This is a genomic window from Curvibacter sp. Hmag1.1 (genome assembly GCF_059769165.1).
This window is the reverse complement of sequence record NZ_JBMBGX010000002.1, coordinates 104,775-117,665: the sequence shown is the minus strand read 5'-3', so window position 1 is coordinate 117,665 and position 12,891 is coordinate 104,775. Positions and strand designations below refer to the sequence as shown.

Sequence of the window (12,891 nt, the reverse complement as noted above, 5' to 3'; positions counted from 1 at the left end):
GCCACAGCAGCCCCTTCCACACGGATTTTCATGCCAGATAACCAGACAGCCCGAAGCGGCGATGACAGCCGCGGTCGACAAGTAGCCAAGAGCCTGTTGGGGCGGTTCGAGTTGATCCGCATTTTGGGTAAGGGCGCCCAAAGTACGGTGTGGCTGGCCTTCGACCCGCGCATGGAGCGCGAGGTGGCAGTCAAGGTGATGCGTCCGGGTGCCGGTGTCGACGGGCAGGCTGTGGCGCAATGGCTGCAAGAGGCCCGCAGCGTGGGGCGGGTGACTCACCCTAACATCGTGCCCGTCTATGAGGCTGACATCCACGAGGCGCAGCCTTACCTGGTGTTTGAGTACATAGCCGGCAACACGCTGGACCAGCACCTGAAACAGAATGGGGCGCTGCCAGCCAGCCAGGCAGTCGCCCTGATGATGGATGTGCTCGATGCCGTGGCGGTGGCCCATGCCGCCGGCGTGGTGCACAGGGACCTGAAGCCTTCCAATATCGTGATCGATGGAGCGGGCCGGGCGCGGGTCATGGATTTCGGCATTGCGGCCCGTATTCCCGATGCCAACAGCAAAGAGCCCAACCCCGGGAGCGGGGGCACTATCGGCTACATCTCCCCTGAGGCTGCAAATGGCGCTGCACCCAGCCCCGCCATGGACATTTTTTCGGCCGGCTTGGTGCTGGCGGAAATGCTGATGGGCCGGCAGCTGGTGATGGAGACCGATCCCTACCGGGCCATCTACCGCGTCACCAACGAGCAATTGGATCTCCCAAAGGTAATGCCTGCCGGGGTGGACGATCAGCTGCGTGCCATCGTGTTGCGGGCGCTGGCCAAGGACAATTCCAAGCGGTTTGTCAGCGCACGGGTATTTCAAAGCGAGCTGGAGCTGTGGGTGCAGTCCCTGCAAGGGCCCGCACAAGCCAGCGAAGCCTCCAACAACGCCACCCTGGAGTTTTTGCTGCGGCGTATGCGGCACAAGAGCGACTTTCCGGCGTTGTCGGATTCGGTGACCCGTATCCAGAGCATGGCGCGCTCTGACAAAGAGAGTGTGGGCAGTGTCACCAACGAAATCCTCAAGGACGTGGCACTGACCAACAAGCTGTTGCGCCTGGTGAACAGTGCGCACTACGCACGGGGTGGCAGCATCAGCACCGTGTCGCGGGCCGTGCACCTGGTGGGCTTCAACGGCATCCGCAATATGGCGCTCAGCCTGGTATTGCTGGAGCACATGCAGGACAAAGCCCATGCGGCCCAGCTCAAAGAAGAGTTTCTGCGTTCGCTGATGGCCGGCTCCATTGGGGGAGAGCTATGCCCGGTGGCGCGCGACAGCGAGGAGGCGTTTATCGGCTCCATGTTCCAGAATCTGGGCCGGTTGTTGGCGCAGTTCTATTTCCCGGAAGAGGCCAACAACATCCGTACCCTCACCCAGTCAGCCCGGGATCGCAAGACCGAAGAAGCTGCCTCCATCAGCGTGTTGGGCCTGAGCTATGAAGAGCTCGGTCTGGGCATCGCCAAAAGCTGGGGTTTGCCTCCGAGTATTCAGCGCTGTATGCGCAAGCCCACAGGCACGCCGCCGCCAACCGCACCGTCCGACGCAGCAGAGCGCATCCGGTGGATTGCACTCGCATCCAATGAAATCGCGGACGTGCTTCTGCGCAGCGATGCCAAAGATGTGGACGACCGTATTGCCGCTGTCACCAAGAAATATGCGAATGTGATGGGCAGCAGCATCAAGCTGGTCAACGAGGCCACCGCCAAGGCCCGCCTCAAGCTGGTGGACCTTGCCAATGCCATGGACATTCATGTGGCGCCGGGATCGGCTGCTGCCAAGTTGCTGCAGCTGCCGGTAGAGCTCACCAGCCGCGCCGCGCCCCTGCAGGCGGAAACAGACGGCAATCTGGGCAGCTTTGCGCTGCAAGCCACCCAAGCCGCCCCCTTGGATGAACCCGGTGCGCCGCTTTCTACCCGCCGCAGCAACCTGGTGGCCGAAACACTTTCCGCGGGGATCCAAGACATCACCAACGCCATGGTGGATGACTTCAAGCTCACCGATGTGCTGCGCATGATCCTGGAGACCATGCTGCGTGCCTTGGAGTTTGACCGCATCATTTTTTGCATGCGCGACGCCAAGACGGAAATGATGACCGGCCGCTTCGGTTTGGGGCAGGGCGTGGAGGCGCACATCAAAGGCTTCAAGACGCACCTCAAGGCTGCTTCGCCGGATTTGTTCGGGGTGGTGTGCGTCAAAGGCGCCGACACCATGATCAGTGACGCTGCCGAGTTGCGCATCGTGCAGCGTCTGCCCGCGTGGTACCGCAGCGGCCTGAATGCACCCGCATTTTTGCTCTTGCCCCTGCAGATCAAGGGCGCGCCTTTCGGCCTGATTTACGCCGACAAGCTCAAACATGGCGCACTGGAGCTGGACGAAAAAGAACTGGCCTTGCTGCGCACCTTGCGTAACCAGGCCGTGATGGCGTTCAAGCAGTCCAGCTGAGCGTGTGAGTCTGAATGAGAAAAGCCCCTGCAGGGTCCTGCAGGGGCTTTTTGCTATTGAATTCATAGCTTCTCGCGCATATCTATCGGGCGCCAGGGCCCGATTTTCTTCGAAATTACTGCGCTGTCCAGCCACCGTCCATATTCCATGCCACGCCGCGCACGTTGTCGCCAGCGGGGGAGCAGAAAAACACGGCCAAGGCACCCAGCTCCTCGGGTGTGGTGAATTGCATGGAGGGCTCCTTTTCGCCCAACAGCTGTTTGGTAGCGTCCGCGTTGCTGATGCCTTGCGCGGCAGCTTTGGCGTCCACCTGCTTTTGCACCAGCGGGGTCAGCACCCAGCCGGGGCAGATGGCGTTGCAGGTCACGCCGGTGGTAGCGTTTTCCAGCGCCGTCACCTTGGTCAGGCCCACCACGCCGTGTTTGGCCGCCACATAGGCCGACTTTTCGGCCGAGCCCACCAGTCCATGCACAGACGCCACGTTTATGATGCGGCCCCAGTTTTTGGCTTGCATGCCGGGCAGGGCCAGGCGCGTGGCGTGGAAGGCGCTGCTCATGTTGATGGCGATGATGGCGTCCCATTTCTCGATGGGGAAGTTTTCGACCCGCGCTACATGCTGGATGCCCGCGTTGTTGACCAGAATGTCCACGCCGCCGAAAGTGGCCTCGGCGTGCTCGATCATGGCTGCGATCTCGGCAGGCTTGCTCATGTCCGCACCGTGGTAGCTCACTTGCACGCCCAGAGCGGCCACTTCGGCCTTGGGGCCTTCCACGTCGCCAAAGCCGTTAAGCACGATGTTGGCGCCTTGTGCGGCCAGTGCCTTGGCGATACCCAAACCGATGCCGCTGGTGGAGCCGGTAACGAGGGCGGTTTTACCTTTCAACATGCGTCTTCCTTCACAAAGTGTTGGGGGGATTCCATTAGGATGTGGTCATTATCAAACGAGTGATTGCACCATGGCTGAACCTACGCTGAATTACGTACCCTGCGCTGACGCCAACGGCCCGCGCCGCATGGCGTATTGGCAGTGGGGCGCGGCAGACGCCGCTCACACTGTGGTGTGTGTGCATGGCCTCTCGCGCCAGGGGCGCGACTTTGACGTGCTGGCACAGGCCCTGGTAGCCCGCGCTTCCCAGTCCATCCGTGTGGTCTGCCCCGACGTCGCCGGACGCGGCCAGAGCGATTGGCTGAAAGACCCTGCCGGTTATGGCGTGCCGACGTATGCCGGCGACATGTTGGGTCTGTTGGCACATCTGAAACCGGCCACGCTGGATTGGGTGGGTACCAGCATGGGCGGCTTGATCGGTTTGGCGGTGACCGCGCATGCCGCTTCGGTGGGTGTGCAGGTGCGCAAGCTCGTGCTCAACGACGTGGGTCCGGTAATCCAGTGGTCGTCGCTGCAGCGGATCGGCACCTATCTGGGCCGTTCGGTGAGCTTTGACAATCTGCAACAGGCGGCTGACGCCATGTGGGCGATTTCGAGCAGTTTCGGGCCGCATACACCGGCGCAGTGGCTGGAGTTGTCACGCCACATGGTCAAGACCCTGCCGGACGGCAAAGTCGGGCTGCACTACGACCCTGCGATAGCCATCCCGTTCAGGGCGGTGACAGAGGAGCTGGCGCTAGCCGGCCAGGCCCAGCTGTGGCAGTTGTATGACGCCATCACGGCAGACACTTTGTTGATTCGCGGCGCGGAGTCCGACCTTTTGTCACCCGAGACGGCACTGGCCATGACGCAGCGTGGCCCCAAAGCCCGCCTGGTGGAGTTTGCCGGTGTGGGCCACGCCCCGACCCTGATTGCACAAGACCAACAGGACGCAGTGACTTCTTTTTTGCTGGGGTAACGTTCCCCGCCTTGTGAGCCTTCCATGAAAAGTTTGTACGCCGGGGACATTGCCACGGCCACCCCTCAAGTGATTGCGGCCACCGCAGACAGCCTGCCCGAGCAGGTCGGAGCCCTGCAGCGCGCTCGCGCCTTTGCAGAGCCTTTGTTGGCGACGGAGTCGCTGGATACCGGCGAAAACGTACTGCAACACGCGGATGCCGTAGCCGCTATTCTGCACACCATTGGCGGCTCGGAGGCCATGCAGGCTGCCAGCTACTTGGTGTATGCCTGTGACCACCTGAACAAGCCCCACGAAATCATCGCCAAAGCTTTCGGCGACAACTTTGCCGACCTAGCCCTGGAAACCACCAAGCTGGTGCGCTTGCAGCGTATGGCCCGGCTGGCCCAGCAGTCGGCCAGCCACAGCAGTAGTGCGGCACCCATGGCGCAAACCGCCGCAGCACAAACGGAGAGCGTTCGCAAGATGCTGTTGGCCTTCAGCAAGGACCTGCGTGTGGTCATGCTGCGCTTGGCGTCGCGCTTGCAGACCTTGCGGCACTTTGCGGCGACCAAGTTGCCGGTGCCGCCGGGGCTGGCTTCTGAGGCCCTGCAGGTGTTTGCGCCCCTGGCCAACCGGCTGGGCATCTGGGAAATCAAATGGGAGATGGAGGACCTGTCGTTCCGCTTCCTCGAGCCCGATACCTACAAGCAGGTCGCCAAACTGCTGGACGAAAAGCGGACTGAGCGGGAAGCCTCGGTGGAGCGACTGCGCCAGCAGTTGGCAGATGAACTGGCAGCGCAAGGTGTGCACGCCACCGTGCAGGGCCGGCCCAAACACATTTACAGCATCGTCAAAAAGATGCGGGGCAAATCGCTGGGCTTCGATCAGGTGTACGACATCCGGGCGCTGCGCATCGTGGTGCCCACGGTGCCGGACTGCTACGCGGCACTCAGCCTGGTGCACACCCGCTTTACACCGATCACTGAAGAATTTGACGACTACATCGCCCGGCCCAAGCCCAATGGGTACCAGTCGCTGCACACCGTTGTAAGGGATGCAGGCAGCCAACCCATTGAGGTGCAAATCCGCACCCAGGCCATGCACGACCATGCCGAGCATGGTGTTGCCGCCCATTGGGCCTACAAAGAAGCAGGCGCCAAAGGCTATGGCGGCAGCGTGACAGCCGCTGGTGAGTACGACGCCAAGATCGCCGTGCTGCGCCAATTGCTAGCCTGGGAGCGCGATCTCTCTGGAGCCCACGCAACGCCTGACGGCCAGGGCATGTTTGACGACCGCATTTATGTGCTGACGCCGGATGCCGCCATTGTGGAGCTGCCGCAGGGGGCAACCGCGGTCGACTTTGCCTACAGCGTGCACACCAACCTGGGCCACCGTTGCCGGGGCGCCAAGGTGGATGGGGCCATGGTGCCGCTGAACACCCCTCTCAAAAACGGCCAGACCGTGGAAGTGACCGCCGTGAAAGAAGGCGGCCCCTCGCGCGATTGGCTCAACCCTGAGCTGGGCTACCTGGTCAGCCACCGCGCGCGGGCCAAGGTGCGGGCCTGGTTCAATGCGCTGGCCATGGGTGAGACCATGGCCAAGGGCCGCGAGGCGGTAGAAAAGCTGCTGCAGCGTGAAGGCAAGACCGCTATCAAGCTGGATGACCTGGCCAGCCAGTTGGGCTTCAACAATGCCGACGCCTTGTTTGAGGTGGTGGGCAAAGACGAGTTTTCGCTGCGCAACATCGAGCTTCTGCTGCGCCCGCCAGAGCCCGTCGGCACGCAAGACGACTACATGCCGCTCAAAAAGCCACGGGCCCTGTCCGGCGGCAAGGGCGGGGTGCTGGTGGTGGGTATCGACTCGCTGATGACGCAGTTGGCCAAGTGCTGCAAGCCGGCTCCGCCGGATTTGATCAGCGGCTTTGTGACCCGTGGCAAGGGCGTGAGCGTGCACCGGTCGGACTGCTCGAACTTGCGCAACATGGTGCAGCGCAGTGGCGACCGCCTGATCGAGGTGGAGTGGGGCGCCCCGAGTGGCAAAGACGGGAACGTGTATCCGGTGGACGTTGCAGTTGAGGCTTTGGACCGCCAGGGCCTGCTGCGCGACATCTCGGAGGTATTCGCCAAAGAAAAGATGAATGTCATCGGGGTGCAGACCCAGTCTGTCAAAGGCACCGCCTGGATGACGTTCACCGTGGAAGTGGCCGAATCCGGCCGCCTGACCCGGGTGCTCAAGATCGTGAACGAGCTCTCCGGCGTGCGCTCTGCGCGGCGGCGCTAACCGGTTCCGCGTTAATCCAGCGCCACTTCGTGCAAAGGGACTCCGCAAAGCTCGGCCAGTGCTTTGATGGCCATGGCGTGGTCGTCCCGCTGCGGGATGCCTGAAACGGTCACCACCCCGACCACACCCACGCCGCGCACCCGTATGGGCACGCTGCCACCGTGCGTGGCGTAGTCGCGCAGGGGCAGGCCTTGTTTGGCCTCCAGGGTGCTGCCTTCTTTTTCCAGCTTGAGGTTGAGCGCGTAAGAGCTGGTATGCAGCAACTCCACCGAGTTGCGCTTGCGCCGCGCCCAGTCCGCGTTGGTGGGGCCGGTGCCGGGCATGCTGTAGAAGAACACGGTGTCCTTGCCCAGGCGAATTTCTATCGCCAGCGCTACGCCGGCCTCTTCGCTAAGGGCCTTGATGCGGCTGCCCAGCGCCCATGCGGTGCGTTGGTCAAAGGCGTCAAACTGCAGGCGCTCTTCCTGGAGGGCAAGGCGGGCGAGGTCAGTGTTTATGATCATGGTGTTTGCTATCAATTCAGGAGCTACCTGCGCATATTCCATGGGCGTCAAGTGCTCGTTGGATGATGAATGGGTCCCTCAGGCCGCCAGCAGCTGAATGGCCATCCAGAGGCAAATCACCAGCTGTACGCTCCAGAAACTGGCTCGCACAAACACCTGCAGCGGGCCTGTGCCCCACAGATGCGCCAGGGTCTGGCCGATGCGGGCGTAGAGAACGAAGGGCGCGATCGTTTGAATGGTGTTGGACTTGTCCATGAGGCTGGCCGCAAGCACGAGCACCGCAAAAACCGGCAGGTTTTCCATGCAGTTGGCGTGGGCGTCTTCGAGGCGTTTGACCAGGCTGGCGTCGTCCTGCGGTTTGTTGCCCCGCGGCCAGTGGTTGATGGGCGTGCCCCGCAAAAAGCGCAGGCCGCGGTACAAAAACACCAGCGTGATCAAGGCCAGCGTCCAAAGTGCAAAACCCACCAATGCTTGCAATGCAGTCATGAAACATGTCTCCTTTGTTGTGATGTGAAACCATAGCAGACCGCCCCCTAGGGGCAACCCGCATTACACGGGGGCAGCCTGGCGCGGCATGTTGCTGCGGTACTGACCGGGTGTGCTGCCGGTCCAGCCCTTGAAGGCGCGAATGAATGAGTTGCCGTCCTGAAAGCCCAGCAGCCACGATACCTCTCCGGGCGTGATGGCATCCTGGTGCAGGTAGTGCTCGGCCAGCTCCCGGCGGGTGCGGTTGAGCACATCCTGAAAGCTCAGGCCTTCTGCGAGCAACTGCCGTTGCAAGGTCCGCCGGCTGGTGAGCAGTTTGGTGGCCACATCGTCAATGCCGCTACGCCCGCCGGGCAGCAGCTCCAGCAAGGCGCTGTGCACCCGCTCAGAGGCTTTGGCCGTGTGGTCCTGATCGGTGATGCGCTTCATCAAGGCGGGCTCAAAGCTCTCCCACATGGCGTTGTCTTCGGTCAAAAACGGGCGTGCTGCGTCTTGAGGGCTGAAGGTAATGCGGTTACGGTCGGCGGCTTGCAAGGCGCAGCCGAAGAAGGCCTCCAGCGGGGCGCAGTCATCCGGTAATTGCACCAGCTCCACCCGCAGGGGCACCACCTGTTTGCGGGTGGCCAGACGCGCCAGCTGGGTAAAAAACACCATTTCGGTGGCCGCAAGGCTGCGGGGCAGATGCCCCTCATAGCCGTAGCAGCTCAAGTCTGCCGAGGTGCCGTTGGAGGTGACTTGCACTTCCAGAATCATGGGCCCGATAAGGCGCTTGAAGCTGGAGAGCCGCTGCAGTGCCACATTCATGTTGGGGGCACACAGGCTGGCGAAGATGGGCGGATCAAACGCCTCGACCGAAATGGCCCGGCCGAAGCGCAGGGGCAGGTCGTCGCCACCGGCCACTTGCTCCATGCCGTTCCAGAGCTTGAAGAAGTCTGCCGGGCTCAGGCTGGCATCCGGGCGCGAAAACATGTCGCCCGGCAGGCCTGCCCACGCGAGCACCTCACCCACGGGGAGCGCCATGTCGGCCAGAAGCAGCTTCCAGCCGCGTTGAATGGCAAATTTGCTGGCGTGTTTCACAGGGTGCTCCTGTCAGGTGGCGATGATTACTTCATCTGGCTCATGACCGCCATGTCAAAGAAGCGGTCACCGAACCATTTGCGGATGAACATCAGAGGTTTGGCCATTTTGCCTGCCACGTAGCGGGTTTTGGGCTTGGGTGTGGCAATGGCTTCGGCGATCACGTCCGCAATCACGGAAGCCGGGGACGCAGCATTGGGCTTGCTGTAAGCGTCTCCGGTGGCCTTGGCCACGATGTGTGCCAGCTTGGCGTAAGGGCCTTTGCCGGAGCGTTCCAGCAGCGGGCCGGTCATCACGTCGCCGAACTCGGTGGCAATGATGCCGGGCTCCACAATCACCACCTGTATGCCGAAGGGCGCCAGCTCCAGGCGCAGGCAATCGCTCCAGCCCTCCAGGGCGTGCTTGGTGGCGTGGTACCAGCTACCCAGCGGGGTATACATCTTGCCGCCCATGGACGAGATGTTGATGATGCGCCCGCGCTGTTGGCTGCGCATATGGGGCAGCACCAATTGGGTCAAGCGTGCCAGGCCGAAGAAGTTCACATCGAACTGGTAGCGCGCATCGGCCATGCTGGTGTCTTCCATGGCACCGTAGATGCCGAAGCCAGCGTTGTTCACCAGCACGTCCACGCCGCCGTGGGCTGCGGTGATTTGCGCGATACCGGCTTGCATCTGGGCTTCATCAGTGACATCCATTTTGAGGGGATGTGCACCCAGAGCCTGCAGGTCTTGCATCAGCTCGACGCGGCGCGCAGCGGTGTAGACCACATGGCCTTGGCGAAGCAGTAACTTGGCGGCTTCTTTGCCCATGCCGGATGAAGCACCGGTGATGAGGACGACTTGGGAGCGTGAAGATGTAGACATGGCGTTTTCCTGTGAATGCAGAGAGGGTTGTTGACGGAATGGCTGAATCGTAGGCGGCAAGACGCGCCACGTCACTCGCCATTCGCGCCAAGGCGCATGCAAATCGCGCCTGCCCTTGCCGGCGATCAGCGGGGCGCGGGGGTGAATTCCATGCGCACCCAGGCATTGCCGGTGACGGCTTGAAGGAAGCGGATGGCGGTGCGGTTGAAGGTGAGCCCTTCTTCCGTCACCGTCTCTGTCTGAAGCTCGAAGGCCTGCGAGGCGCTGATTTTGGCCCGCAGGTGTTCCCGTTTTTGCCAGAAGTCCAAGGTGTCGTCCGCTACACGCTGGAACTGGCCGGTGCTGATGATGGCTGTTTCAAAGGGCTGAGGGGTGCTGAAGCGAAAAGCCTCCTCAATGATCACTTTGGGCTCTGGCCCCCGAATATGCTGTGCGGAGCGCTCCAGTTTTTGTAGCGAATCCAGTGCATAGGCGGGCTTCATGTCGATGCGCATCATGCTGGCGTTGGCGTCGCCTCGTTGCTCGAGAACTGGCGCTTTGACCTTGGTGGACTCGCGTTGCAACTGGCCCGCCACCACGGGAACCGGGTGGCCCCAGGAGTTGATGCCGCGGATGGTGAAGCGGTCTTTGCTGAAGGTTTTGGAGGAGTACACCGTGGCACCCGCATCGCCCACCGGCTGTTCGGCGCCAAGGGCGATGGTGTAGGAGCCCACATCATTGTGGCTGTGGTTGCCGTTGCCGCCCGCCTTGATGGCAAAGCCCAGGGTCTCGCCCGGCCCGGGGCGGGACACCAGCACGCCCACAGTGTTGAAGTAGGTCTGCAAGCCCACTGTCGAGGCGCTGCCAGGTCCTGCAGGCGCCGGCTTGCTGAACAGCTTGATGGATGCCTGCACCAGCGGGCTGGAGTTGGCCGGGGCATTGACACTCACGCTTTGGCTGAACAGGGTTTGCGGCTGGCCCAGACCATAGGCCTCGTTGGCATAGGCGCGGGTGGTGTCATCCATGCGGGTGTTACGCCCAGCGTCTCCAAACAGCGCCACATTCCCCGGCGTCATCTCAAACCGGTACCCATAGAGCGCCACTTCGCGCACAAGCGGGTGGTCAAACAGGTCGAGCCGGTTAGCGGTGGCCTGCATCAGCATTTCCCGCAACTCTGTGTAGTGCGAGAAGCCATAGTTCCAGTAGCCGGGGCCCTCCAGCGCGTAGCCGTCCGGCGGGAAACCACCCAGGTAGTTGCGGATGTAATGCTCCGCGCCCGCCACAAACACTGCACGGTCTTCACGGTCGGGCAGCAGCGCCAATGCAGTGCCTGTCACCCCTTTGAGGCACACCGCGCTCCAGTTGTGGTCTGCCTTGAGCCACCAGTGGTCTTTGCCTCCGGTCTCGTAGCTGGCGCGCACCGGGGCGAGTACGCGTTGCACCACGGTATCCCGCACCATCTTTCGTGTCGAGCCATCCAACTTGTCGCCCAGCAGGTAAAGCGTCTGAGCCAGTTCGTTGGCTGTGTCGGCGGCAAACAAGTCCACCTCAAAACGCTGCCCGCGGAAATTGCGCAAATCCTTGTCATGGGCCGGCCACGTCCAGGTGGGTTGTGTGCTCAGGGCTTGGAGCAAGCGTGAGATGGAGGGCAGGTAGCTGCCGGCCCATTGGCTGCATTCCGCCAGCACCAGCACATGCAGCCCCGCTTTGCGCGCGTTCATCATGCGTTCGCCATTGCCACGAACGCCATTGCGGCTGTATTCGAGGTAGGCCTCGTCGTCCCACGGAGGCACGGGCTGCGCGACGATTTTTCCAGCGGCTTTGGTGACCTCTTGCAGGCGCCGTTGAACGTCTGCTTGCCCCCAGGCGGAGCGATCCTGACAAGCAGGCCCCAAACCGGATGGTTTTTCAGGCAATTGTTGGGTGAGGCTGGCCACCCGCTCGGGCGCAATGTCTACGAAGCGACCGGCATGGGCACTTGAAAGCAGCGCACCTGCCAGCCAAAGAACGCACGCCCATAACTTTGGAAAACGCGGCCTCTGCATCGTTCAGGCTCCCGGATGTCCGAGCACGCTCACGATTTGTTGCCAATGCGCAGGCTCCACCGGCGTGATGGACAGCCGGTTGCCTTTTTTGAGAATGAGGAGATCGGCGAGGGCCGCATCAGCCCGAAGCTCCGGCAACGTGAGGTTGCGCGTCTTGTGGACTACCTGTACATCGACCAGGAGCCAGCGGGGCGCTTCGGGCTTGCTCGCCGCATCGAAATAGGGCGACGCGGGGTCAAATTGGGTGGGGTCTACCTTGATGCCGGACGCGACCCGCGCAATGCCCACCACACCGGGCTGCGCACAACTGGAGTGGTAGAACAGCACCCCATCGCCCACCTGCATGCTGTCGCGCATGAAGTTGCGGGCTTGGTAGTTGCGCACGCCGGTCCAGCCCACGGTGGCGTCGGGCATGGCCAGCACGTCGTCAATCGAGGCCTCGGCGGGCTCGGCTTTCATGAGCCAGTAGTGAGTGGCAGAAATCGGCAGTGGCATGTGTGTAACCAGTACAAGAGTTTTTTGCTTTCGTCCGCGGAATTGTGAAACACCTCGGCTATAAACACGAGGCTCCGATTTCCGGGCGGCGGATGCAAGTGCTGATGCTATTTTGCGTGCGCAACAATTAAACAAAAAGGGATGAATCAATGATCAAAAAACTAATCACCTTGGGCGTACTGCTGTTTGCGGTGTTGCTGACCGGTTGTGCAACACGTACCAAGATGGCGTTTGAAAACGATGGCGACAAAATCACGGCCAGTAGCAAGCCGGTTTTGCTAATGACAGTCACGCTTAAGAACTCGTACAAAACCTCATATCAACCCAAGCTGTTGGTCGTCAATGTGGAAAAGCCGGACGCCAAGGATTCCAAGGATCGACTGAACTTCACCATGGACGACAAAGCCCGGGTGGAGTCAAACAAGGCGGAGATAGGCAACAGCTATTTCGTACGTATGGAGCTTGATCCCGGATCCTACAAACTCCTGGGTCTGACCAGCACCGCAAGCGGCTTTCTGATAAATGGCTACTTTTTTGCCCCCTTACATAGCGACATTGTTGCTAAGAAATCTGGCGTTTATTACTTGGGTCACGTAGACGCGACTGTCCGGGAACGTAAGGGCGAGGAATTCAAGGCGGGTTCCCAAGTTCCGTTGATTGATCAAGCGGTGGTTGGCGCTTCGGGTGGTACCTTTGACATCGCAATTAGCGATGCCTTTGCGACTGATGAGGCCTTGTTTCGCAGTAAGTTTCCGGCTTTGAAAGGTGTCACTATCGTCAAGGACATCTTGCCAGCTTTTGACCGTGCCCAAGCCCAAGCCTGGTGGGAAGCTCACTAATTACAGTG

Annotated in this window: 11 protein-coding genes; 4 read left to right on the top strand and 7 right to left on the bottom strand. The window is 61.4% G+C overall.

The genetic code is table 11. The features are described from left to right. The first annotated feature begins 30 nt into the window (after positions 1-30). Complete coding sequence (locus ACOAP0_RS00925; RefSeq protein ID WP_498375991.1) at positions 31-2,490, top strand: protein kinase domain-containing protein; 2,460 nt, start codon at positions 31-33, stop codon at positions 2,488-2,490. Between the two features lie 115 nt (positions 2,491-2,605). Here ACOAP0_RS00925 and ACOAP0_RS00920 read toward each other — a convergent pair whose 3' ends face one another. After that, positions 2,606-3,376 (bottom strand): 3-hydroxybutyrate dehydrogenase, encoded by a 771-nt coding sequence (locus ACOAP0_RS00920; protein ID WP_498375992.1) that lies wholly within the window; start codon positions 3,374-3,376, stop codon positions 2,606-2,608. 70 nt (positions 3,377-3,446) lie between these two features. Between ACOAP0_RS00920 and ACOAP0_RS00915 the strand changes: the two genes are divergently transcribed. Together ACOAP0_RS00915 and ACOAP0_RS00910 are read left to right on the top strand one after the other, a co-directional pair. After that, the gene (locus ACOAP0_RS00915) at positions 3,447-4,334 is read left to right on the top strand and encodes an alpha/beta fold hydrolase (protein ID WP_498375993.1); all 888 of its coding nucleotides are present in this window, start codon (positions 3,447-3,449) and stop codon (positions 4,332-4,334) included. A 24-nt stretch (positions 4,335-4,358) separates the two neighbouring features. Continuing rightward, the gene (locus tag ACOAP0_RS00910) at positions 4,359-6,596 is read left to right on the top strand and encodes a RelA/SpoT family protein (protein WP_498375994.1); all 2,238 of its coding nucleotides are present in this window, start codon (positions 4,359-4,361) and stop codon (positions 6,594-6,596) included. Between the two features lie 11 nt (positions 6,597-6,607). Here the strand turns inward: ACOAP0_RS00910 and ACOAP0_RS00905 are convergent, their stop codons facing one another. The 6 genes from ACOAP0_RS00905 to ACOAP0_RS00880 form a co-directional block, all read right to left on the bottom strand. Next, positions 6,608-7,099, bottom strand: a complete 492-nt coding sequence (locus ACOAP0_RS00905) for a heme-degrading domain-containing protein (protein ID WP_498375995.1) — start codon at positions 7,097-7,099, stop codon at positions 6,608-6,610. Positions 7,100-7,177: 78 nt separating this feature from the next. Then, positions 7,178-7,585, bottom strand: coding sequence for an MAPEG family protein (locus tag ACOAP0_RS00900; protein ID WP_498375996.1), 408 nt, complete (start codon positions 7,583-7,585; stop codon positions 7,178-7,180). A 63-nt stretch (positions 7,586-7,648) separates the two neighbouring features. Beyond that, positions 7,649-8,662, bottom strand: a complete 1,014-nt coding sequence (locus tag ACOAP0_RS00895; RefSeq protein WP_498375997.1) for an AraC family transcriptional regulator — start codon at positions 8,660-8,662, stop codon at positions 7,649-7,651. Positions 8,663-8,688: 26 nt separating this feature from the next. Beyond that, entirely contained in the window at positions 8,689-9,525 is an 837-nt protein-coding gene (locus tag ACOAP0_RS00890; protein WP_498375998.1) for an oxidoreductase, read from the bottom strand. Between the two features lie 125 nt (positions 9,526-9,650). Next, the gene (locus ACOAP0_RS00885) at positions 9,651-11,549 is read right to left on the bottom strand and encodes a hypothetical protein (protein ID WP_498375999.1); all 1,899 of its coding nucleotides are present in this window, start codon (positions 11,547-11,549) and stop codon (positions 9,651-9,653) included. A 3-nt stretch (positions 11,550-11,552) separates the two neighbouring features. Continuing rightward, entirely contained in the window at positions 11,553-12,044 is a 492-nt protein-coding gene (locus ACOAP0_RS00880) for an EVE domain-containing protein (RefSeq protein ID WP_498376000.1), read from the bottom strand. Positions 12,045-12,193: 149 nt separating this feature from the next. On the opposite strand from ACOAP0_RS00880, the gene ACOAP0_RS00875 reads away from it, so the two are divergent. Then, complete coding sequence (locus ACOAP0_RS00875; protein ID WP_498376001.1) at positions 12,194-12,883, top strand: YgdI/YgdR family lipoprotein; 690 nt, start codon at positions 12,194-12,196, stop codon at positions 12,881-12,883. Positions 12,884-12,891: the final 8 nt, after the last annotated feature.

Excerpts from the sequence above, each read along its gene's own strand:
- ACOAP0_RS00925 (WP_498375991.1), top strand. The coding sequence starts at position 31 with ATGCCAGATAACCAGACAGCCCGAAGCGGCGATGACAGCCGCGGTCGA.
- ACOAP0_RS00920 (WP_498375992.1), bottom strand. The coding sequence starts at position 3,376 with ATGTTGAAAGGTAAAACCGCCCTCGTTACCGGCTCCACCAGCGGCATC.
- ACOAP0_RS00915 (WP_498375993.1), top strand. The coding sequence starts at position 3,447 with ATGGCTGAACCTACGCTGAATTACGTACCCTGCGCTGACGCCAACGGC.
- ACOAP0_RS00910 (WP_498375994.1), top strand. The coding sequence starts at position 4,359 with ATGAAAAGTTTGTACGCCGGGGACATTGCCACGGCCACCCCTCAAGTG.
- ACOAP0_RS00905 (WP_498375995.1), bottom strand. The coding sequence starts at position 7,099 with ATGATCATAAACACTGACCTCGCCCGCCTTGCCCTCCAGGAAGAGCGC.
- ACOAP0_RS00900 (WP_498375996.1), bottom strand. The coding sequence starts at position 7,585 with ATGACTGCATTGCAAGCATTGGTGGGTTTTGCACTTTGGACGCTGGCC.
- ACOAP0_RS00890 (WP_498375998.1), bottom strand. The coding sequence starts at position 9,525 with ATGTCTACATCTTCACGCTCCCAAGTCGTCCTCATCACCGGTGCTTCA.
- ACOAP0_RS00885 (WP_498375999.1), bottom strand. The coding sequence starts at position 11,549 with ATGCAGAGGCCGCGTTTTCCAAAGTTATGGGCGTGCGTTCTTTGGCTG.
- ACOAP0_RS00880 (WP_498376000.1), bottom strand. The coding sequence starts at position 12,044 with ATGCCACTGCCGATTTCTGCCACTCACTACTGGCTCATGAAAGCCGAG.
- ACOAP0_RS00875 (WP_498376001.1), top strand. The coding sequence starts at position 12,194 with ATGATCAAAAAACTAATCACCTTGGGCGTACTGCTGTTTGCGGTGTTG.